We start from the raw sequence: 21,315 nt of genomic DNA on the forward strand, positions 1-21,315 counted from the left end.
GCCCGCCGCCGTGGACCAAGTGCTACGCCCTACGGGCTACGCGCTACGGGCCTCGTCGTACGCGGCGCGCGCCGCCTGGACGTCGGCCGTACGGCGCTCGGTCCACCGGGCGAGCGCCCACACCTGTTCGGCGGCCTCACGGCCCAGGTCGGTGAGCGAGTAGTCCACGCGGGGCGGGATCACGGCCTGCGCGTCGCGCCGCAGGAACCCGTCGCGCTCCAGCGTGCGGAGGGTCTGGGTCAGCATCTTCTCGCTGATTCCGGCTGCTTCGCGGCGTAGTTCGCTGAACCGGTACGGGCGCTCGACCAGGGCGGCGAGGACGAGGACGCCCCAGCGGCTGGTGACGTGTTCCAGCACGCCGCGGGAGGGGCACATGGGAGCCTTCACACTTACCTGCATGTAAGTACCTTACCCAAAAGTGTGTACTTCCGAATAGTTAGCGCTCTCCGTACGGTGGTGACACCAACCGACCCGCCCGCACCGCCGGACCCCACCCAGGAGCGCACCATGAGCCGCATCGTCGTCACCGGAGCCACCGGATCCCTCGGCCGCCTCGTCATCGAGGAACTCCTCGAACGGGTCCCCGCCGAGCGCGTCGCCGTCGTCGTACGCGACAAGGAGAAGGCGGCCGACCTGGCCGCGCGCGGCATCGACGTCCGGGTCGCCGACTACGACGAGCCGGCCGCCCTGGCCGGGGCCTTCGGAGCCGGCGACCGGGTCCTGCTGATCTCGGGCAGCGAGGTCGGACGCCGGGTGCCGCAGCACACCGCCGTGATCGACGCGGCGAAGGCGGCCGGCGTGGCACAGCTCGCCTACACCGGCATCCTCGGCGGGCCCGGGGCGGACTTCGACCTGGCGGCCGAGCACAAGGCCACCGAGCAGGCGATCCTCGACTCGGGGCTGCCGTACACGTTCCTGCGCAACGGCTGGTACCACGAGAACTACACCGCCCAGCTGGCCGCGGTCCTGGAGCACGGCACGGTCGTCGGCAGCGTCGGCGAAGGCCGGATCACCTCCGCCGCGCGGGCCGACTACGCCGCGGCCGCCGCCGTCGTACTGACCGGCGAGGGTCACCTGGACGCGGTCTACGAGCTGTCCGGCGACACGGCCTGGAGCCTGGCGGAGTACGCCGCCGAGGTCGCGGGCCAGTCCGGCCGCGAGGTCGCGTACGCCGAGGTGCCGGCCGACACCCACCTGGGCATCCTGACCGGCGCCGGGGTGCCCGAGGGCTTCGCGGCGCTCCTCGTCGACGTGGACGCGGCGATCTCGCGCGGCCGGCTGGCCGGGACCAGTGGCGACCTGGCCCGGCTCATCGGACGCCCGACGACCCCGGTGGCCTCGGCCATCGCCACGGCCCTCGCGGGAGCCTAGGCCAGGTGTTCCAGCAGCCAGGAGCCGTGCGCGTCGGAGATCAGCAGGCCGCCCGGGTCCGCGGCGCCGGTGGTGTTGTCGTCGAAGTCGCCGTCGCTCAGCTCGCTGGTGAAGTCGCCGCTGACCACCTTGACCATCTTCAGCTTCCGCGGCCAGCTGCCGAGCGCGCCCAGCGCGGGCCTCTCCTCCGGGGAGGGCGCCGTTCCGTTGAAGGAGACGTACGTGGCGGTTCGATGGTCCTCCGCCTGGCTCTCCATCTTGGCGAGGGCGTAGCGGACCGCCAGGGCTCCCCGGCCGATGCCGCCCGCGGCCAGGGGGGCCTCGCCGGTCTGCTCGGCCGCCGTCCGCCGGAGAACCTCCGCGACCGTGTCCGCCAAGTCCGCCAGAGGGGCAGCGCCGTCGTCGAAGCCGACCAGGACGAGGTCGTAGCCACTGGCGCGCACCGCATCGCCGAACGAGTACGCGGCGGGGTAGAGGCGGGCTTGGAGCGCATCCAGGTCGGTCACACCCGCTCCCGCCTTGCTCGCCAGAATGAGCGGCTTGACGATGCCTTCGCCGTTCGCGGGAAGGAGGCGCGCGGTTCCGCCGTCGAGCTTCCATTCCTGGGCCGATGCCATGGGTCCTCCAAGGGACGGGTTCGAGTGGTGTGGTCGCCACATCGGCGCACGGGCCAAGAGAAGCGGTACGGCTACGGAGGGCAAAAGAGCAGAATCAGGCCACCAGGCCGAGAGTCGATTATCAGCCGACGGCGCCTGGCACAGGACCTCGCCTGCGAGAACGGCCCGCACACCAGTCAGCACCTGGGCTCAGAACCGGCCAACCGAACCGCGCAGTGGCCGAGCGCGGGATTCCGACCGCTCTTTCGCGCCAGGTCCAGCCCTGCGCCGCTCCGTGCGCGCTCCTGCACTCCTCAAGGGGTTGCCCGCCGTCCCTCCGGCGCCGTGCGGCGGGAATCAAGGACCACGACCGCTGCGTTGCCCCCTGCATGGGCGAAGCTTCCCCGTACGGCCATGAGCGCGGCGGCCCGGCCGCTTCCGCGGCGGTCCGCGCACGCCTCGCGGCCGACCGCGCCGACACCCTCGTACGGACGGCCGCGCTGAGCCGCGACTTCGACGGGATCGTCGCGGCGAACGCCCTGGTCGCGGTCGACGACGAGCACGACCCCGAGGGAGCCAGCACCGCCTTCGAACGGGCCCACGTGGCCGCCCTGATGGCGCGGGCACGCGAGCACCTGGACGAACTGGACCGGGCGCTGGAACGCCTCGAACAGGGCGAGTACGGACAGTGCGAAGTCTGCGGCACGACGATTGCGCCCGAGCGCCTGGAGATCCGTCCGGCGGCGACCACCTGCGTCCACTGCGCCCGGTCCGAGCCGCGCCGACCGCCACGCACCGCCTGACCCCAGCCGTAGGGCCATGCCGACAGCAGCGGTCAGTCCCACTGTCCCCGCATCGCCACCAGCCGGTGCAGCACCACGGGATCCAGGGCCGGGTTCGCTGCGGCCACGTGGGCCAGCTCCTCGTCGTCGAGGAGTTCCATCAGCCGCGGCTGCGGGAGATTCGGGTGGCGTGCCAGCACGGCCCGTACCGCAGGGTCGGGGTCCCGGGTGAGCCGCTCCACGGTTGCCGGCGCGGTCCGGGGGTCGAGGGCGGCCAGGGCGCGGACCTCGGGGTCGTCGTGGTCGGCAAAGGCGGCCAGGCCGGTGGTGGGGAAGTTCGGCCGGGTGGTGAGGTGCGCACGCTCATGGCCGTCGTACTCCAGGAAGCTGCGCAGCAGCAGCGCAGCCGGGGCGTCCGGATGGTTCAGGGCCAGCTGTACGCGTACGCCGAGATCCTCGTCGGCGGCCAGGCGCTCTACGAGGTCGAGCGGCAGGAAGCGGTCCGTGGCCGCCCTCCGGCGCAGCAGCGGGTGACCGGAGCCCGCGTTTCGGCGTACGTCCTCGGGGTCCCGGGGCACGTAGGGCTCGGGATACGAGTGGAACGAGTCGTCCAAGGGGATCTCGTAGTCGATCGCGTCGCGTTCCTCCTCGCTCAGCTCAGGGTGCACGGACAGGGCGAGCCGGACCTTCGGGTCGGGGTCGGCGGCGAGCGCACGGCGCTCGGCAGCTCCGAGGTCCGGGCGGTGGGCGATGGTCTCGCGCACCTCCGGGTCCGGATCGGCGGACAGGAGGACCACCACGTCGGCGGGCAGGCTGGGGTTGCGGGCGATCGCCGCCCGCTCTCCTTCGGCGACCGGAGCGGTGAGGACCTTGTCCACGACGGTTCTGCTCAGGGCCCGGTGCATGAGGATGTCCCAGCGTGCGTGACACGCCCGGTCAGGCAGTTCGCGCTCCGTCCACGCCGGATCCTGGCTCTGCACGTGCCTCTGTGCGCGTTCCCTGACGTGCTCGTCGGGGTCTGCCAGCAGTGCGGCCTGTACGCCGGCGGGCAGCAGATCCCACATTCCGACCCCCAAGCAGCGGACCTTCGCGACCGGATGGGTGGGCATGGACCGACGCAGCTCGATGGAGGTCTGCTGGTAGAAGTTGCCGTGGAGGAGTTCGTCGTCGTACGTACTGATCATGTGCACGGCCGTTTCGTCGGGCAGTGGCCTGACGAAACTGCCGGCAGGGACCCGGGGAGCCGCGGCGAGGTGGGCACGGACGAACCATTCCGGATCGTCCACCAGTTGGGCCCGTTGTGCCGGATCGACATGGGGGTTGCGGGCGAAGAACGAGCGGGTGCGGGTGTCGGGGTGCTCGAGCACAGCGCTGACAACGGCTTCGGGCAGGATCCGGTCCCGGCACAGCACCATCCGTACGGCCGCCGGACCGTCGGCGAGCAGCCGCAGCAGTACGTCCTGCGGCGAGGACGGATTCAGAGCCACCCCGGCGAGCCGACGCGCGGGCAGATCGGCGGTTTCCCAGATTTCTTCAGGTGTAGGCATGTGCGATGACCCCCCGTGCATCAACTGGCCGCCTGCTCGCGGCCATCGGGCCGTGACCTTACAGGCCTCGCCCGCGACGACCGAGCCCGATGGCGGACGGTTACCGCAGATCATCGGCGTCTGCCCTCTACTTTATGGACAAAGAAGCCAGTGCCCTCAGCCGAGGAGTACGAGGAGCAGTACAAAAGCGCGTTGTCCCACACCCAGAAGGAAAAGAATGATGCGCCCCATGAAATACACCGTCTCCATCGAGATCGCCCTGCCTCGGGAGAAGGTGGCCCAGCTGCTCGCCGACCCGGCACACCTGCCGAACTGGCTGCGGGGCCTGGTGCTCCACGAGCCGCTGAGCGGGGAGCACGGGCAGCTCGGCACCACGTCGCGGGTCGTGATGCAGATGGGCCAGCGGAAGATGGAGTGCACCGAGACCATCACACGCCGGGAACCGGCGGACCTGCGCGAGATTCCGAAATCGGGCGTCGTCCACTTCGACCGCGAGATCGTCGGCGAGGGAATGTGGAGCGCCGTGCGCGACCGGCTGACCGAAGCAGGACCGGAAAGGACGCTCTGGGAGAGCGAGAACGAATACCGGTTCAGCGGCTTCCTGATGAAGCTGGTGGGACTTCTGATGCCCGGCGCGTTCCGCAAGCAGTCGCGGCTGCACATGCAGGACTTCAAGGCGTTCGCCGAGCAGGGGAAGGACGTCCGCGAAGCGACGGACTGATCTGCCGATGCCGAAGGCGGCGAGGCCGGCACCGTCATGTCGGACAGCCAGGGAGACAGGGTGGCCTTCGAGGTCCCGCGCAGCAGCCGTCTACGCTCGCTGCATGCAGCGCAGCGATGTCAGGCGGGCCGACGGCACCTGGGTGGGCCTGTCACTGGACGTCCAGGACCGCCACCAGCCGGGGCTGTGCGTGTTCAGTGCCGGGCCGCGACTCCTGGTCTCCCGGCTGTCGCGGCCCGTGCTGCTCGCCGTCGTCGACGAGCAACTCGACGGCGTGGACTTCTGGCGCACCGACGAGTACCGCTCCGTCGTCCCGCCGCTGCGCGCCGATGCGGCGCGCGCCCTGGCGGGCAGCCCGCAACGGTGGGCCCACCGCTTCGCCCAGTACCTCATCGACGCGCCGGACAGCCCGTTGCACGAGGGCCGGTGGCTGCTCTCGTGCGACAGCCCGCTCCGGCGCTGGCGCCACGCCGACGAATCGCATGCCCAGTACTGGAGCTCGATGCTCGTCGACGGCCATCCGGACGGATACATCGACTGGTTCCTCCATTCCCACGGGTGGGAGGTCCTTGCGCTGCGACCGATGCCCGATGCCGACGACAGCCGGGTCAAGGCGTACCGCAAGCAGGCCCGTGAGGGCACGCTCCCGCCCGTCTTGCTGTGGTGGGTCAGCGGCCTGGACTGCCACCTGATCCTGGACGGGCACGCGCGGCTCGCCGCGGCGATCGCCGAATCCGTCGAGCCCCCGCTCCTGCAGTTGCACCGCACGGTGGCACGCGATGACCGGGCCGCGCGCATCGATGAGGCCGTGGGTTCCTACGAGGACGAACTGGCGCGCTTCGCCGAGCTGCGCGCCGTCCACGGCCCCACCGTCCCGGACGGGGCCGCCGGCGCCGGCCCGCGGCTCGTCCGCCTCCTCCACGGCCTGGACACCGCGGAACAGCCGACCTGGGCCTGGTCCCTGCCCGGCGGGGTGGACCAGTGGCATCGCCTGGCCCGCGAGGCGACAGCCGACCGCGACTGGCCTCCGGCCTGAGCCCTGCCCAGGCCCTCTGGGCGCAGCCGAATCCCTCTCCCGGCCGCCTGACGCGGCCTGCCGGTCCGGAAGCACCAGCCTGCCGCCGCCACGGCGTAGGCCTTCCTGTACGGGCGTTCGGTCCCGGCGAACTCGCTCTGCAAGCGGATCCGGGTGGCGAGGAGTTCCGCGAGCGGGGCCACGGCTGCCCGCTTCGCGGCTTGAAGGTCTTGGGCCTTCCTGAGGATCTCGTATGCATCCAGGCCCGGCCCAGCCATGTAGCGACACCTCACCCAAGCTTGGCACGAAGCCGACGTCATGATCTTCCGATTCCATTTATCCGAAACCGGCTGCCCCAGCCCGGCGAGCACCCTCAGGCTGCTGTTGCCGCCAGAACCTGCCCATCACATGGTGCGAAGCCTCCGCTCAAACACCGCACCCTGCTCACCGCGGTCCTGCTCCACCTCCGCCGACAAACGCTGCTCGCGTTCGGTCAGCGGCCTGCCAACTGCACTCACCACCACCCAGAACGGGCCCCACCGCCTTTCCACCGCGCCGCCGGCCACGGCAGCGCCTACGCCTTGTACGTCATGGTCGGCATGAGGGTGGAGGCCGGGGGCCTGGAGGAAGCCGAAGCCCTGGCCCGGCAGGCCGCCGACCATGGAGACGCCGAGGTTCCGGCACTACCTTCCCCTGACACCACAGGGGCTCACCTGGCTTTGGCCGAAGGGCCTGGACCCGGACGGGACACCAAGGCCACCATGGCGCTCGTCACTGCCGGCTCGGCTCGGGCGCCATGCACTGCCGCACGCAATGTAGCGGTCGCCATCGGGCCGGGACACCCACTCCCGACAGGCGCCTACATAAACAACGCAAACCTGGCAGATCGGTACTCTGAGTTGCCCAGTTTCTGACCCGTCACCCATGCAGCGATGAGTTTTCCCGACCCGGCAAGTCTCACCATCGCTGTCGACAACACAGGAGGAGCACATGGCTCAGCTGCTCAGAGTCCAGAACTTCAACGTCTCGAGTGACGGGATCGGTGCCGGTGAGGACCAGACCCTCGAAAGGCCATTCGGGCACGTCGATCCCGAGAGGCTGTTCTCCTGGGCCGGCGCCACCGCGAGCTGGCCCATGCGCACCGACCCCGGAGGCAGCCGGGGCCTCGACGACTACCTCACGCGAGACTACGCACGCAACATCGGCGCCGAGATCATGGGACGCAACAAATTCGGTCCCCAGCGCGGACCCTGGACGGACCACGACTGGCGCGGGTGGTGGGGTGCCGAGCCCCCGTTCCACACCCCGGTGTTCGTGATGACCCACCACAAGCGTCCTTCGTTCACGCTCTCCGACACCACGTTCCACTTCGTCGACGCCGACCCGGCTGCGGTCCTCGAACTGGCACGGGAAGCGGCGCAGGGCAAGGACGTCCGGCTCGGCGGCGGGGCAACCACCATCCGGGAGTTCCTTGACGCCGACCTCGTCGACACCCTGCACGTGGCGGTCTCACCGGTGAAGCTGGGCTCCGGAGTACGGCTCTGGGAGTCCCCCGATGAGCTGCTCGACCGGTTCCACCTCGATGTCGTACCCAGCCCGAGCGGTGTGACGCACCACCTGTTCTGGCGAAAATGACCAGGTTGGTTGATCAGCAGCTGGCGGGTGGCCGTGGGGAGGAGCCGCTGTGGCAGAGATCGAGGTCCTGGGGCCTGAGGCCGACTGGCAGCGCTCCGCGCCGACCTTCCAGATGATCGGCATTCAGGGCATCCCGGAGCTGCTGCCCCCCCTGGCTGCTCAGGGAGGCGGGATTCCATCGAGTCGCGGGGAAACGGGTCCGTCGGCCTCATCACCACCTGGGTGGCCCGCCAGTGGCCGGTCGATTGGATGGTCGGCCAGGGCGGGTTGACACGCTTGCCGGAAGCAAGATCTAGAGCAGGCTCAGCACCGTGAGGAGGACGCCGACCAGCCCGAGGACCACCAGAAACAGGAGGGTGAGCACCGTACGCACGGTGCCCCGGCCCGCTTCGACGAGGACTGCTCGTTCCGGGCTCGACGGGAGGTAGCGCAGTCGCACCTGCGCGCCCAGGGGCCGTCGCCGGTCGGTGTCGATGTCGAGCCGGTACTCGCGCCCGTCGGCCGCGCGGAAGCCCACGATGGCGTGCTGTAGGCCCGCCCGGCCCTGGCCTTCCGTCAGTACGTAGGCATCCAGCACTCTGCCGTCGGTGGGTAGCCCTTCGTCGAACGTCTTGCGGACGAGCAGCCACCGGCTGCATGTCCGCACGGCGAGTGCGACGGAGACCGATATGACGAGGAGCCCGACAGAACCCAGCAGCAGCCGTTGGCCGCCCTCGCCCAAGAGTTCCAAATGGCGCTCCTCCACGTCGACTTACCGCCGGGCAGCCGTCCGTATCGCCGCCGGACGAAAATCTACCCGCGCTCCCTACCGCCAAGCACGGCGCTGTGCCGTCACGCTCACGCACGTCGGCGCGAGGATGCACGGGCCGGCTCCCCTCGGCGGTCAGCGTGGGCGGAACCTCTTCTTTCCCAGCCGATGTCATCACCAAGCAGGTCGAACGCCTCCGCGCAGTCCGGTAGACGGGCGCACCGTGCGGTCGCGGCCGGTCGGTCCGGCTGGCCCGGTCATTGCGCCGGCAGTGATTCACATCGGCAGTGGCCGTGGCTGGGACGCCCCTCGACGGGCCCATGTCGCAACGCTCGGCTGGGCCAGCTGAATCCGAAGGTCGGTGATCTCCGCCGTGGACCGCAGGTTCACGATCATTCCTGGCTCATGGGCCGTGGCTGCATTCTTGGGGGAACAGAAGGGAAGCCCGGCGGTAGAGGGCCCCGGCTCGGGCAAGCTACCGGTCGACACCGTGCCAAGGGAGCGGGACGATGGAGGTGAAGAGACGCGCTTCGGCGCCCCCCTTCGCCAGCCGACCGGCAAACGGCGCGAAGGCTGCGGACCAGCCCCGTCCGCTCAGCTCCCTGCATCCTGCTCCCCACCTCGGGCCGACGGGCATCCGGCTCGCGCAGTCCCACGAGGAGCGTCATGAACAGGCTCGTGCGTACCCACCCTCCCCGCGCCGGCCTCCAACCCCGTCATCGTCCACTGCGCCACCAGGGGGACGGCCATGACCGGTAACAGCACAGCAGCACGACTCACTGCATTCGGCGCTGCGCCGCTCATCGCCCTGCTCACGCTCGCTCCGGCCGCGCCGGCCGCCGCGGCCGTTCCCGCCGTCCCGAACGTCTGCCACCTCTTGAGCCAGCCCAAGGGCCCGTACCACCTGGGCTGCCGCGAGGGCTTCAGGCTGGGGACGGCAGCCGGCTACCAGGACGGCCTGGCCTGCCGGAAACTCCCGCCCCCGCTCGCGCCGGTGAACCCCACTCCGCACGAGCAGGGGAAGCGGCAGGGCTACGTGGACGGCTACAACGGGGCCTTCACCCACACGTACGAGAGGAACTGCGACCTGCCGAAGCTTCCTCCGGCCCAGAAGCCGCCGCAGACGCAGACACCGGAGAGCATGGCCGCCGCGGGCCAGGCGGCGGGAGCCACCTGGGGCAAGGAGGACGCCCGGCTGACCTGCACCCGGGAGCACGCGAACCTGGTCCCACCGACGAAGCCGGATGCACTGATCACCGCGTACCAGAACGGCTACCGCGTCGGTTACGACGTCGCCTACGACGAGGCGTACCGCCAGCTCTGCTTGATGAAGTGACCCCTCCTGCCACTTCGGCACGGTGCCGCGCGCCCGCGACCACCACCTCTACGTCGTGACGGCAGCAGCAGCTCGGGCGGCTCAGTTCGGCGTGATGCCGGTGAGGACGGCGAGTACAGCGAGACGGATGCGGTTGTCCCGGCCCGTCTTCGCCATCAGGCTGGCCACGTGCGTCTTCACCGTGGTGATCCCGAGGTGCAGCCGGTCGGCGATCTCCTTGTTGGACAGGCCTACGCCGAGCAGTCCGAGCACCTCCCGCTCGCGCGGGGTGATGGCCGGCACCGGGATGTCCGTAGGGGTGTCCGAGGAGGAACGGGTGTGGAGAGCCTGGGCGACGAGGCGGTCAAGGACGTCACGGCTGAAGGGGGCCTCTCCGTTGGCGGCCCGGCGTACGGCCTCCAGCAGTTCGGCCGGTGGGGTGTCCTTGACGAGGAAACCGCAGGCTCCGGCCGCGAGCACCGGATAGAGATGGTCGTCGTCGTCAAACGTGGTGAGGGCGACGACCCGGGTGGCGGGGCGTGCAGCCAGGATGCGACGGGTGGCCGTGATGCCGTCCACGCCGGGCATTCTCAAGTCCATGAGGACGACGTCGGGAGTCAGGTGTTCCGCCAGTCGTACCGCCTCCGCGCCGTTGTCCGCCTCGCCCAGGATCTCGATGTCCTGCGCCTGCTCGAAGAGCATGCGCAGTCCCATGCGGACGAGCTGCTGGTCGTCGACGATGAGGATGCGGATCACGGCTGGGGCTCCATGTCGAAGGTGAGGACGGGGAGTTCGGCCGTGAGGTGCCAGCCCTGAGCGGTGGGGCCCGCTTGCAGCCGGCCGCCGAGCAGGTCCACGCGTTCCCGCATGCCGATCAAGCCGTGTCCGGAAGGAGCGGAGGCCGGTGGCCGGGACTTTCCGGCGCCGTCGTCGTGGATCGTCACGTGAACGGCATCGTCGGCCACCCGCACGGCCAGCTCGGCATGCGCGCCGGGCCCGCCGTGCTTGGCCGCGTTGGCCAGGCCCTCTTGGGTCAGGCGGAGGACCGCGAGGCCACGTACGGCGTCGAGCCGCGCGACGCGGGGATCCACGGATGCCGTTACGGTCAGTCCGGTTCGGCGGCTGTGCTCCACCACCGACTCCAAAGCCGCCGGCAGAGCTCCGGGCTCGACCAGGGGGCCGGTGTCGGGACCGGTCCGGTCCGGGGCTCGCAGTACGGCGACCAGGCTCCGCAGATCGGTCAGTGCCGCGCCGGCGCTGGCGTGCAGGTCGTCGAGGACTTCGGTGATCCGCGGGTCAGTGGTACTCGTGGCTGCGGTGACATGCCGGGCAACACCGACGCGCAGCACCATGGAGGACACATGGTGGGCCACGAGGTCGTGCAACTCGCGTGCGATGATCGTGCGCTCCGCCACACGAGCGGCCAACAGCTTTTGTTCCGCACGGAGTTGCTGCTGTTCCGCGTGCCGACGGGCCTGCACCGCAGCGTCGCGGGTCACGCGTACGTACGCGCCAAGGAGCAGCGGCAGGCCTGCGACGATCGCCATCTTGTAGAGCACTGGCAGGAGTTCGCCGGGCAGATCTTCGAAGCGGTTCACGGCGACAGCGAGTGCCAGTCCTGTCGCCCCGGCGGCGAGGCAGCGTCCGGACTGCTGTACCGCCAGCTCGAAGAGAGTGACGGCGGCCAGCACCTTCAGCGAAGAAACGGTGCTCGCGCCCAGCGCGTGTGCGGCAACGAGCAGGCCCGACTGCGCCAGGAGCGCGCCGAACACCCACTTCCCCGCGGCCAGGCACAGCACGAGCCCGGCTGCGGCGAGGCCCCCGTCGCGTGCCCCGGACGGCCTCTGCAGAAGGAGGACATAGCCGGCCATGACGCCGGCCAGCACCAGGATCCGCAGGCCGGCGAATCTTCTGTCGAACACAGGCTCGATCCAAGCTCTGTTCACACCCCCACGATAGGCGGATGCCCGTACGCCCGGGTCCTGCCACGGGAGGAGGCCGACTCCTCCCACCGGCCGCCATGTCCGGCCCGTGGAAGGAGTCGGGAAGCCGGGTCGGGCGGCGAGAGTGAACGGCATGGACACTGATGCACCTACGGCCACGAGCGCCGACGCCGACGCACGCGCAGACGCAGGCACAGACACAGACACAGGATCCACCGCCATGGGACGGCGCTCCCTCCTCGGTGGTGCGGCCGCTCTGGGGCTGGGAAGCGCGGCCTTCGGCACCACCGCCCACGCGACCGGCACCCGGTCGAGGTCCCGCACCAAGGCCGCACGCTTCCAGGGAAAGTCCGTGCTCATCACGGGTGGCACCTCCGGCATAGGCAGGGCGGCAGCGAAGGCGTTCGCCCTTGAGGGCGCCCATGTCGGATTCTGCGGCAGACGAGCCGAGTTGGGGCGTCAGGTGGAACGCGAGATCCGGGACGCGGGCGGCGAAGCCACGTACATCGAGGCCGATGTCCGCCTGGACACCCAAGTTCGCGGCTTCGTGGACCGAGTCGCGAGCCGTTACGGCGGCATCGACGTCGCCTTCAACAACGCGGGCATCGGCGGCGGCAAACTACCCCATGAGATGAGCGTCGAGGAGTGGGACGACGTGCAGGCCACCAACGCCCGGGGCGTGTTCCTCGCGATCAAGTACGAGATTCCGCACATGCTCAAGGCGCAGCGCGGCGTCATCATCTGCACGTCGTCATCAGCGGCCGAACAGGCGCGGCCGAACGGCGCCGCGTACACCGCAAGCAAGCGGGCGGTGCAGGGCATGGTGAAGGCCGCAGCCCTCGCGTACGGACCCAAGGGGATCCGGCTCAACGCCCTGTTGCCCGGCACGACCGATACACCCTTCGTCCGCCCGCCGGGAATCCCGGACGCCGATTGGGCGAAGTACAAGCAGGCATGGGGCCCGCTCAACGTCGACGGTCTCGAACGGATGGCTGAAGCCGAGGAGATCGCGCGCGCGGTGCTCGGGCTCGCGTCCGACGACTTCCCCTACATGACGGGTGCGTCGATCACCGTGGACGGCGGAAGCACCGCGGGCCGGAAGATGATCCAGCCGAGCGGTACGTGAGAGCAGACCAGGAGCCGCGGCCGCGGGATCCCGCGCCGCGGCCACGCCTACCGGGCGGACGGGAATCCAGTCGCTCTTCCGACCCCCTCCCGGTCTGGCGCCCGAGTACCAGTCGCTTTCGAGAGGGGTACGCCTCGCACCCGGGCTTCGACGACCTGCTGTCCCGGGCTCCCGATGGGACTACCGGGCGTCGCGCCGCCTACGCCTACGCGCGCGCTCGAACTCGGCGACATCCGACATCCAGGGGCCGTGCTGTCCGAGTGCGGCGCAGCCGCCGCGGGCGAAGGCGCTCACCAGGGTCCGGTACCCGCTGATCCCGTCGACCAGGCTGTACTCGACCCGGTACTCCGGATCCGCCCCGCCTTCGCCCTCGCGCAACGTCGTGATCCGGGCGATGGAGTCCGCGTAGAAGTGGAGCTGGATCCCTTCGCCCCTCTCCTCGTCCTCGATGGTGAACACTTCGTTGTCCGCGGCAGAGCGTTCGCCGACGAACTCCCAGAACTCCGCGGCGGCGGTGCGGGCACTGCCGCGTAGCCACTTCTTCTCGACGCCCTTGTCGTCGGTGAACGAAAGGACCGTCTTCATTGCGCTCCCGCCGAAGTCAGCGTGGTGGCCGGCCGCCTCCTCGTCATCCTCCAGGGGCGTGTTCCTGGAGCGGGCCGCGGCCTCCGAGCACATCAGGAAGCTCACGGTCCGCACCGCGTCATCGACGAGCTCAGGGTGTGCACGGCGCACGGCCGCGTCGACCGTCGTCTCCATCCGATTCCAGTCGCGCTTGTCCGTGGCGTGCTTCCCCCGTCGCGGATCGCGGCCGATCCGCATCCCGGCACACGCCTGCTCCGCAGTGGCGATCACCCGCATGACCTCGGGCAGCAGCGCGGGGTCGACGGCATCGGGTATCCGCCTCGGAACCGTCGAGCCGTGCAGATACTGGCCCGTGTACCGCAGAATCGCGGCGTCCAGTGGACCGAGTACTGCTCCGCGCTCGGCGCGACGGCGGTCCGCGTGGTACTCCTGAGCTCGTTTCTCGTTTGACGTCTCTGTCGCCGCGCGCATCGCTGCGCATACCTGACCGTGCTCAAGTAGACCGATGTCGGCCCCGTGGGCGATGAGCCGGCTCCTGTCCCACCGGATGCGCTGGAAGAGCGCGTCGACGTCCGCGGGCGCGGCAAGGAGGATCGGGTCCAGGAGCGCGACGGCAGCGTCCTCGTCGAGCCGGCCCCGGGTTCCGGCGGCGTCGCACAGCGGAAGGACCGCACTCCACAGCAGCAGGTGTCTGGCCAGGTCCTCCCGGATCACCGCAAGATGGGCTTCGCTGATCGAGAACGTGAACGTGCGGGGCTCGTGGTTCGCGTCGGCCCCGGCGCCGAGCATCAGCTTCAGCTCGCCGTCCTCGCGGATCACGTTCGGGATCCAGCCGCTCTGCCGCGTGAAAACGATGTCTCTCATGGACTCAGGCTCCCGCGGAACGGCGCCGGCCTGCAGCACCGCGATGGTGCAGCCCTGCCCCGCACGATCTGTTCACGACCACCGTGCGAATTCGTCGTCGAGGCGGGTGTCGGTGCGCACCCAGACTTCGCCCCCGGCGGCCTCGGCCGGGGCGTCGACTCGTTCGAGACCGAGGAACTCGATCAGCTTGAGCAGCTCGGCTCGTTCGGCCCGGTCATCGTCGACACCATGCGAGTCGAAGAAGACGTAGTACTGGTCGCTCGGGTCCACGTAGCCCGAATCCGCCCAGATCCGCGCGACTTCTTCGATCGCCGCTGCTTCTGTCGTGATCGCGGCGGCGCGGGCGGCACCGCGGGTCTCCGGTGACGCGTCGAGGTCGGCGAGGTCGGAGAACCACTGGCCGAAGCGGTCGAGTCCGGCATATCCGTTCTCGAAGAAGAGCATCGCGCTCGGAAGGAAGCGATTGCCCCTGTCGACCTGGAGGTATTCCGACCGGGGTCGGTCCGCATCTCTGATCCGGGAGATCACACCTTGCCCGGGCATGAGTACCAACCCCTGCCCCGACAGTTCATCTTTGATGGTGTAGGTGTCGGAATCTCGACCACGGAAGAACGCGGAGAACGCTACGTAGGCTTCCTGAGGGTCGCCCACGGAGACCTGCTGGTCGTTGCCATCGCCGACAGCGAAGACGAACTGCTTCGGTCCGGGGTTGTAGGGGCGAGCCATATGCGTCCTTCGTTCACGTGGGATGGCTCCACCAGCGTAGTCGAGCCAGAGCGGACGGACCTGCCGTGCACAGCCGACGAACAGCCAGGAGAACTGGCAGGTCGGCCCGCCCCCTTTCGGGTCCGGCATGACGCCCCCTCCCCCTTGTCGTTCATGATCCGAGGGGGTGGTGTCACCGAATCCGAAGGCATCGACGGACCGCGGCAAGGGCGAACACCACGCCGCCGCCGTCACCCGGGTCGACCGGACGACCTCGATCGGCGCTCTGCCGCTGACGGTCGCGAAGGACACGGGCTGCCCCGTGGCTTGCCTTCCCGGGGCCGACAATGCGGCGGATCGCCGAGCTGGAGATGATCGTCGGGTTCGACGGCGACCTGGCCGGCGAGGCACCAGGGTCGCGACCCGGCATCACGGCCTGCTCTCCCAGAGCCATCCGTCGCTGAGGCGGGTACTGGGGCAGCGGTTGCAGCACCTGGACGTCCTGGAGCCCTACACCATGGTCGGGAGGTGGTCCGTGGGGCTGTAGTCGATCTTCAAGTCGGCATGGACCCCTGCGACACCATCCTTCTGGCACCGCAGCCCAACAGTCACCCAGCGAACCGATCCGTCGTCGGTGAGGGAAAAGGCGACCGCGGTCTCGAAATCCCCGCTCTCACAAGGGCCGCCGGCTTCGCCAGGATCCGCGTCCTGCCAAAACTCCTAGCCATCCGCGATGAATGCATGGGCGCCGCAGTGCACACCCGCTCGGCCCCGTCGGAGCCGGCTTCGCCCCGGGCCCCGTTCCGGTACCCAGGGCCTGCCCCTATACCGCCCGCCCTCGCAGGCTTGCGTCGATGGCGCTCCCATGGAGCAGAAGCCGCGAGGGCCGGAGACCGGAGAATCGGTCCCCGGCCCTGATGCGGCGGGATCGATGGTTCAGGCGATCTTCGTCGCACAGAGGATGGCGTCCACCGGCAATGCCTCAGGAGGCATGCTGGCGGCCTCCTCGGCAATCGCCTTCGTGACCTTGAACCCGCACTCCTCGAGCCATCGCTGGTACGTCGACATCTTCTGCGGCCCGCCCTGACCCATGGCGCAGCCGAGGAAGAAAGCGGGGAAGAAATCGATGGAGCGGAAGTCGGCGTCCTTGGTGTCCTCGGGGTATACCGGTGTGAGGATGTTGAGTTCACCGCCGATCTCCAGCGACTCGTTCACGGCCCGGAGGATCCGCAACACCTCACTCTTGTCGAACATCGGCAGGAAGTGCTTGATCAGCACGGTGTCGAAGCCCTTGGGGATCCCGGCGAAGACGTCACCGCCGATGAACGAGCAGTGCTCCTCCACGCCGTGCGCCCGGAAGTTCTCCAGGCACTCCGCCTCCTTCGGGGGCAGGTCGAAGGTCGTCACCCGAAGCCCCGGCGAGGTCTTCAGCTTGTACGTGTGGATCGCCCCGAGCCCCGTGTTGCCGGCGACGTCGATGACCTGTGCGCCGGCGGCGATGTCGATGTTCTCGAAGAACCACGGGTCGATGCGCTTCGTCTCGCTGTTCATCAGTTTCGCCCAGGGCTCGCGCAGTTCCGTGTGCACGGCCATGGCGTTGTACAGGTTTCCCTCGAATCCGTACAGCTCCTTCAGACCTACGAGGGAACCGGACCGCACGCTCTCGGTGAGGTAGTACAGCTGCCTGAGCGCGGCGCCTTTGATCATCTGCAGTCCGGCGAGCACGTGTTCGAGGTCGGACTGGGGGACGTCCGCGAGTGCGTCGAGGGAGTAGCCCCCGGTCGACTCGTCGTACGAGACGAAGCCTTCCTTGACCAGCAGGAGCAGGAGCTGCTCCACGGCGTCCGGCTTTGCCCCGGCCGTCTCGGCGAGCTCGGACGCTGTGAGACCGGAATTCTCCCGGAGCCTGTCGATGATGCCGAGCTCGAAACAGGAGACCAGGGTCATGAACCGAGTGGGGCCCACCATGTATTCGCGAATCCTCGCGAGCGTGGCATGAGGCGTCATTTGGAATATTCCTTTGAGTTGCAAAGGCGAACCGGCGGGGTGACGTCCAGATAAAGCGAGAACGAAGAACTCGATCCCCGCCCACCCCTCTTGAATACCCACTGCCGATCCTGCTTGGAGCCCGCCAAAGACGTCAACCTCAAGTATTCGTAAAATTTTGCAGTATAGCGTTCCTATAGCGGGCCTGTAGTAAATTCGCATGTCGGCGACGACACCGCCGGGGCGCAGGTGACCGCCTGCGCGCGGGCAGCTGAAGCGCGGTAGCCGCTCCGGGCGCGCCAGGGCTTGCGACGCGGCCGCCGGCCGGACGCTGCGCGCCCAGTGCCGCGCTGCGGAGGTGGCTGACCGGAAGAGACGGCCTGGCCTGAGCCGAGGCTCTCATTGGGCTGAGACATCTGAACCAGGGAGGGCCACGGAATGCCAGTAGAGATGCTCCCTGACCGAGCCGGGCGGGAAGTTGACTTTGAACCCCTGCTGGACGAGCTCCTTGCGATCTTCTGCCCGAACTGGCAGTTGCGGCCGATCATGGAAGATGAGCACCAGTACCACCGCAACGAGGTGAAGCGATACCAGCTCGGCGAGGCCGCAGCCAAGGACCCCGCGGCGACACGGCAGCACGCGGGCCTCCTCACTCTGGCCGCAGTGCACGATCAATGCCGCAGCGGCATACTGCAGCTCGTTCTGCCAGCGGGTCGCAGCTTGCGGCCACCGCCAGGTCCAGAGAGCGATCATTGACCACATGCGGACCGGCTCCGACTCCGAAAAGGTCGGTGCCGACATGGCCTGGTACTTCGCTCGCCCGGAGCTCCAGTACGCCTCCATGGAGGACTTGCGCCGGGGAGTACCGACGGAGGAGAGCAAGGCGGCACTGAAGGCGCTGGCGGATCTCCGCGACGACTACCGATCGGCTTGCCTCTCCGCGTTCCTGGCCTGCGAAGACCCACAGACTCGCCAGGACCTCTCGAACGACCCAGCTCGCCGACGGCTGGGACCTGGTGAGGACCGAGGCAGCTCTCTTGAGGAGTGGATTCGCACGGGTCTTCACCGGCAGCGCGCGGTGCGTGCCGAGGGGGAGCACGGTGCTGCCCGTGCTCCCCGTCGCCGGCCCGACCGCCCCGCGGTCCTCGAGGTGGCCGCAGCCCTGTGGTTCGAGGGCCACGACCTCGCCCCCGACGACGGCGAAGAACCTAACCGCAGGCGCTGGGCAGCCAGCCGGTAGCGCCCACCACCTCGCCCGCTATGTCGACCACGGAACGTCCGTCGGTCGCCACGCGCACCGTGTCCAGGGGCGTCTGCTCCTCCAGAACCCGCGCCTTACGGGTGCTGCTCTCCAGCTCGTGTTCCAGCTCCGAGCCCAGCTCCCGACCGGTCAGCCGCTCGCGGGCGGTGGCATCCGAGGCGGTGAGCACGACGCGTACGATCCTGACGTCCGAACCCATGGCGCGCTGGAACATGCCCTCGTTCTCGGCCAGGACGCTCACCGTGTGCGTGTAGATCAGGCGGCGGTACCCGAGCTCGGCGTAGTTCGACCAGAGCGCCGTCAGATTGCGCTCGGCGATCCTCCTGCGTCGGGGGTCCCCTTCGGGAGCGGGATGGGCCTGCCCCATGAAGTCGCCTTCGATGACGCAGTGCGCAACCGTCGCGGCGCGCAGACGTGCTGAGACCTCCCACCCGACCGTCGTCTTGCCGACGCCCGGGCGCCCTCCGATGAGCAATACCTCTGCTTGATCCATCACCGCACTCTGCCACCGAGCAGTCGAACCGCGCGAACGATATGCGTGCGGATCAGGCAGACCTCGGCCAGCACGGCACCGGGCTCGGGCTCGGGCTGAGGGGTCGGCAGGGGTGCTGGGTACCTGGGTCCCCGTTACCGGGAAACTCGCCGTTGCCCGGGCCTTCCTCGCTCGGGCGGACGATCTCGGTCCGGACGGGCTCGGAGGTGGAGTGCACCTCTTGGCTGAGGTGGCTGCCGCACGCGGCTTCGAGCCAGATCTCACCGAGCAGAGCGTCGGCAGTGTGACGCGGACCGGGATCTCGACCGTACTGCCCGCCGGAACGTCCATGCCTGTGGCCAGAAAGAAGGTCGGGGTCGTAGGGCGAGCCCGGACCTGGTGCCATGCGCCTTGGTCGTACGCCTCGACCCGGATGCGTCTTCTCGGCCCGAGCCGTGGCACCGCCCGGAGCAGAGGGGGCCGGATCTTCGCGTTCGGGCTCACCAGGCTCTCGCTCCGCGGGCGTCGGCCCCATTCCGTCGCCCGGTTCAGGGGGCGGCGACGGGAGCGGGGCGGGGCCTCCGTATCGGCCTCCGCGGCCGTGACGGCCGGGAGTTGGATACCGTCCGCCATCGCGGGTGTCCGGCGAGGCGGGGCCGCCGCCTCGCCTCGCCGGGCCGAACTCACGGATGCACAGGGTCGGATGGGTCTCCCTCCCACGCACACCGCAGAAGCAGTACCCGAGCGCGGAGCGGCTTCCAGTGGGTCGGTACGGCTGCCGTCCAGGTGTCTCGTTCCGGCCAGGCTCCCACACCGACCCAACCGCTGACCCGGCCGGTCAGGGGGCGTCGATGAGTACCCGGCCGTCGGTCGGCACGATTGCCGCCAGCCCGTTCGCGTACGCGTTCTGCACGCGGGACCGCTCGGTCGCGTTGGGCACCGCGTTGGCGCAGGCCGTCCCGGCGCTGGACCCGGACATCAGCTGGGAGCACGGCCCCGGCTTGGTGTCCGGGAGGCCCAGGCTGTGGCCCAGCTCGTGCGCAGCGATGCGCGTCTTGTCGTACCCCTGGCTCACGGCCTGCGCGCCGAGTTCGACTCGTACCTGCCGCCCGGGACGGACCGGACCGAGGGTGGCCTGCGGCCAGCCGGTGGTGGCCACGATGACGATCTCGGCCCGGGTCCCGGGCGCGGCCTCCACCAGCCGTACGTTGCTGACGTTCGCGTTCCAGGAGGCGACCCCGGCCGCGATGGCCGCTTCCCAGCCGCCGGCCCGGCTGTCGTCGTAGCGGAGCGTCACTACCGCTGCGGTGGAGTCCGGTACGGGTGCGGGTGCCGCGGTCGCGGCGGTTGCCGCCGCGAGGACCAGCGCGGCAGCGGATGTGCCGACTTTCAGCCAGGTACCCAGAGACATGGTCGTCTTCCTTCAGGCGTGGGGGGACCCGGCCCCTCGGCGGAACCGGGGCACTGGAGACGCCGCCACCGCCCGCCTGTGGCCCGCGAGTTCGGACAGCCGCCTCTCCGGAGCCCTAAGAAGGTAGCCCCGCACCCCACCAACCCGTCATGCACCTGCCAGCCAATTCCGGCAGGCACTCCAGCCGATGCCCGGTCAGCGGGCGCCGCCGCCCAGGGGGCTCGCGCGGCCGTACGGCCCCTGCGGGTGGGCCCGGAGATCAACCCGGGGTGGGGCGAGAAGGCCCCCCAGCAAGCGACCGTCCAGGTCGCTGAGAGACCCGGGCGGGGTTGAACGCGCTGATCTCGACGTCCCTTCCCGACCGGGACCTATCCCGCCGCTGCGAAGAACGTGGTCAGCACAGGCGCGAGGGCGTGTGGGTCGACGTTGTGGGTCTGGCCGGGGAGGGCGTGCAACGTGTAGTTGTCCCGGCGGGCGGCGAGTTCCTTCGCCCCGTTGGCCAGGTACGTCTCGCTCGCGCTGCCGTAGCCGGCGAGTACGGGCACCTTCACGGACCGCCGGCGGTCGGTGGGCAGCGGCCGGCCGGACATGAAGTCGGCCATCAGCTGACCGTCGTAGGGCAGGGTCGGGGCGGCTGCCTCCCACGCGGCCCAGACCGGGGTGCGCCGCATCTGCGCGATGGCTTCGTCCCGAGCGACGATCGCCTTCATGCGGTCGACGTACTCGGCGGGCTGCGGTGGGCGGGCGTCGTCGACGATGAACGGCGGTTCGTACAGGGCCAGGGCGGACACCGCGCTCCCCCTGGCCACGGCCTCCAAGGCCAGGACGGCTCCGGAGGACATCCCGAAGAGCAGCACCGGCCCGCCCCCGCCCACCCGCTCGATCAGCGCCTCCAGGTCGTCGACCTCGCGCTGAACGTCGTAAACGGGGCCGTCGCCACTTTCACCGCGGCCCCTGCGGTCGTAGTTGATGACGCTGAAGTCACCTGCCAGCAGCGAGGCGAGCGGTGTGTGCCGGAACCGGGTCATCAAGGTGCCGCCGACGAGAATTGCCGCCGGACCTGCGTCGCCGTGCTGCTCACAGGCGATTGCCGTGCCGTCTGACGAGACCACTTCGGACATGTCGAATCCCCCCGCTCTTGGAGCCGTACGGGCCTCACGCCCACCGTCAGGCTTCTGTTCCGGGCGCGGCACGGGGCTGGCCGGCAGGCCTGCCGATGGTTCGGCCCCCGA

Annotated in this window: 21 protein-coding genes and 1 pseudogene; 8 read left to right on the forward strand and 14 right to left on the reverse strand. The window is 69.6% G+C overall.

All coding sequences use genetic code 11. The annotated features are described in order from the left end of the window. Window positions 1-36: 36 nt before the first annotated feature. Window positions 37-399 (reverse strand): winged helix-turn-helix transcriptional regulator, encoded by a 363-nt coding sequence (locus tag IO30_RS0104325; protein WP_031139409.1) that lies wholly within the window; start codon window positions 397-399, stop codon window positions 37-39. A 108-nt stretch (window positions 400-507) separates the two neighbouring features. Between IO30_RS0104325 and IO30_RS0104330 the strand changes: the two genes are divergently transcribed. Next, window positions 508-1,371 carry an SDR family oxidoreductase gene (locus IO30_RS0104330; RefSeq protein ID WP_031139411.1) on the forward strand — a complete coding sequence of 288 codons (864 nt, stop codon included), beginning with the start codon at window positions 508-510 and terminating at the stop codon, window positions 1,369-1,371. Here the strand turns inward: IO30_RS0104330 and IO30_RS44320 are convergent. Then, window positions 1,368-1,988 (reverse strand): hypothetical protein, encoded by a 621-nt coding sequence (locus IO30_RS44320; RefSeq protein WP_031139413.1) that lies wholly within the window; start codon window positions 1,986-1,988, stop codon window positions 1,368-1,370. The two genes, IO30_RS0104330 and IO30_RS44320, sit on opposite strands and share 4 nt — an antisense overlap. A gap of 368 nt (window positions 1,989-2,356) precedes the next feature. Between IO30_RS44320 and IO30_RS0104340 the strand changes: the two genes are divergently transcribed. Next, window positions 2,357-2,770, forward strand: coding sequence for a TraR/DksA family transcriptional regulator (locus IO30_RS0104340; protein WP_031139414.1), 414 nt, complete (start codon window positions 2,357-2,359; stop codon window positions 2,768-2,770). A gap of 32 nt (window positions 2,771-2,802) precedes the next feature. Here the strand turns inward: IO30_RS0104340 and IO30_RS0104345 are convergent, their stop codons facing one another. Continuing rightward, window positions 2,803-4,236: a hypothetical protein gene (locus IO30_RS0104345; RefSeq protein ID WP_237403339.1), complete on the reverse strand. Its 1,434-nt coding sequence runs from the start codon at window positions 4,234-4,236 to the stop codon at window positions 2,803-2,805. A gap of 289 nt (window positions 4,237-4,525) precedes the next feature. On the opposite strand from IO30_RS0104345, the gene IO30_RS0104350 reads away from it, so the two are divergent. Then, complete coding sequence (locus IO30_RS0104350; protein ID WP_031139418.1) at window positions 4,526-5,017, forward strand: SRPBCC family protein; 492 nt, start codon at window positions 4,526-4,528, stop codon at window positions 5,015-5,017. A gap of 103 nt (window positions 5,018-5,120) precedes the next feature. Beyond that, complete coding sequence (locus IO30_RS0104355; RefSeq protein WP_031139420.1) at window positions 5,121-6,053, forward strand: hypothetical protein; 933 nt, start codon at window positions 5,121-5,123, stop codon at window positions 6,051-6,053. Window positions 6,054-6,436: 383 nt separating this feature from the next. On the opposite strand, the gene IO30_RS0104360 is transcribed toward IO30_RS0104355, so the two are convergent. Further along, a complete protein-coding gene (locus IO30_RS0104360) occupies window positions 6,437-6,694 on the reverse strand; it encodes a hypothetical protein (RefSeq protein WP_031139421.1) in 258 nt (85 codons plus the stop codon). A gap of 328 nt (window positions 6,695-7,022) precedes the next feature. On the opposite strand from IO30_RS0104360, the gene IO30_RS0104365 reads away from it, so the two are divergent. After that, window positions 7,023-7,667 (forward strand): dihydrofolate reductase family protein, encoded by a 645-nt coding sequence (locus IO30_RS0104365; protein WP_031139423.1) that lies wholly within the window; start codon window positions 7,023-7,025, stop codon window positions 7,665-7,667. A gap of 292 nt (window positions 7,668-7,959) precedes the next feature. On the opposite strand, the gene IO30_RS0104370 is transcribed toward IO30_RS0104365, so the two are convergent. After that, complete coding sequence (locus IO30_RS0104370; protein WP_031139425.1) at window positions 7,960-8,397, reverse strand: DUF3592 domain-containing protein; 438 nt, start codon at window positions 8,395-8,397, stop codon at window positions 7,960-7,962. A gap of 766 nt (window positions 8,398-9,163) precedes the next feature. On the opposite strand from IO30_RS0104370, the gene IO30_RS0104375 reads away from it, so the two are divergent. After that, window positions 9,164-9,751: a hypothetical protein gene (locus IO30_RS0104375; protein ID WP_031139427.1), complete on the forward strand. Its 588-nt coding sequence runs from the start codon at window positions 9,164-9,166 to the stop codon at window positions 9,749-9,751. An 81-nt stretch (window positions 9,752-9,832) separates the two neighbouring features. Here IO30_RS0104375 and IO30_RS0104380 read toward each other — a convergent pair whose 3' ends face one another. Together IO30_RS0104380 and IO30_RS0104385 are read right to left on the reverse strand one after the other, a co-directional pair. Then, window positions 9,833-10,486, reverse strand: a complete 654-nt coding sequence (locus IO30_RS0104380; protein WP_031139429.1) for a response regulator transcription factor — start codon at window positions 10,484-10,486, stop codon at window positions 9,833-9,835. Next, window positions 10,483-11,676, reverse strand: coding sequence for a sensor histidine kinase (locus tag IO30_RS0104385; RefSeq protein WP_031139430.1), 1,194 nt, complete (start codon window positions 11,674-11,676; stop codon window positions 10,483-10,485). The genes IO30_RS0104380 and IO30_RS0104385 overlap by 4 nt, the downstream gene beginning before the upstream one ends. 349 nt (window positions 11,677-12,025) lie before the next feature. Here IO30_RS0104385 and IO30_RS0104390 point away from each other — a divergent pair, with 349 nt between their 5' ends. Further along, window positions 12,026-12,799, forward strand: a complete 774-nt coding sequence (locus IO30_RS0104390; protein WP_234321712.1) for an SDR family NAD(P)-dependent oxidoreductase — start codon at window positions 12,026-12,028, stop codon at window positions 12,797-12,799. Window positions 12,800-12,979: 180 nt separating this feature from the next. On the opposite strand, the gene IO30_RS0104395 is transcribed toward IO30_RS0104390, so the two are convergent. Together IO30_RS0104395 and IO30_RS0104400 are read right to left on the reverse strand one after the other, a co-directional pair. Then, window positions 12,980-14,248, reverse strand: coding sequence for a DUF6357 family protein (locus tag IO30_RS0104395; protein WP_031139435.1), 1,269 nt, complete (start codon window positions 14,246-14,248; stop codon window positions 12,980-12,982). A gap of 72 nt (window positions 14,249-14,320) precedes the next feature. Beyond that, window positions 14,321-15,103, reverse strand: a complete 783-nt coding sequence (locus IO30_RS0104400; protein ID WP_308443079.1) for a DUF6357 family protein — start codon at window positions 15,101-15,103, stop codon at window positions 14,321-14,323. Window positions 15,104-15,140: 37 nt separating this feature from the next. Between IO30_RS0104400 and IO30_RS46715 the strand changes: the two are divergent. Next, window positions 15,141-15,446 (forward strand): annotated as a pseudogene (locus IO30_RS46715) (IS110 family transposase); the annotation flags it as partial. Between the two features lie 443 nt (window positions 15,447-15,889). On the opposite strand, the gene IO30_RS0104410 reads toward IO30_RS46715, so the two are convergent. The 5 genes from IO30_RS0104410 to IO30_RS0104435 form a co-directional block, all read right to left on the reverse strand. Further along, window positions 15,890-16,921, reverse strand: a complete 1,032-nt coding sequence (locus IO30_RS0104410) for a class I SAM-dependent methyltransferase (protein WP_031139439.1) — start codon at window positions 16,919-16,921, stop codon at window positions 15,890-15,892. 417 nt (window positions 16,922-17,338) lie between these two features. After that, window positions 17,339-17,740 carry a hypothetical protein gene (locus tag IO30_RS0104415; protein ID WP_031139441.1) on the reverse strand — a complete coding sequence of 134 codons (402 nt, stop codon included), beginning with the start codon at window positions 17,738-17,740 and terminating at the stop codon, window positions 17,339-17,341. Between the two features lie 407 nt (window positions 17,741-18,147). Then, window positions 18,148-18,693, reverse strand: a complete 546-nt coding sequence (locus IO30_RS0104425; RefSeq protein WP_031139445.1) for an AAA family ATPase — start codon at window positions 18,691-18,693, stop codon at window positions 18,148-18,150. 817 nt (window positions 18,694-19,510) lie between these two features. After that, the gene (locus IO30_RS0104430; RefSeq protein WP_031139447.1) at window positions 19,511-20,083 is read right to left on the reverse strand and encodes a snapalysin family zinc-dependent metalloprotease; all 573 of its coding nucleotides are present in this window, start codon (window positions 20,081-20,083) and stop codon (window positions 19,511-19,513) included. A 368-nt stretch (window positions 20,084-20,451) separates the two neighbouring features. Further along, window positions 20,452-21,204, reverse strand: a complete 753-nt coding sequence (locus IO30_RS0104435; RefSeq protein ID WP_031139449.1) for an alpha/beta fold hydrolase — start codon at window positions 21,202-21,204, stop codon at window positions 20,452-20,454. Window positions 21,205-21,315 lie beyond the last annotated feature (111 nt).

The organism is Streptomyces xanthophaeus, assembly GCF_000725805.1.
Taxonomy (GTDB): Bacteria; Actinomycetota; Actinomycetes; order Streptomycetales; family Streptomycetaceae; genus Streptomyces; species Streptomyces xanthophaeus.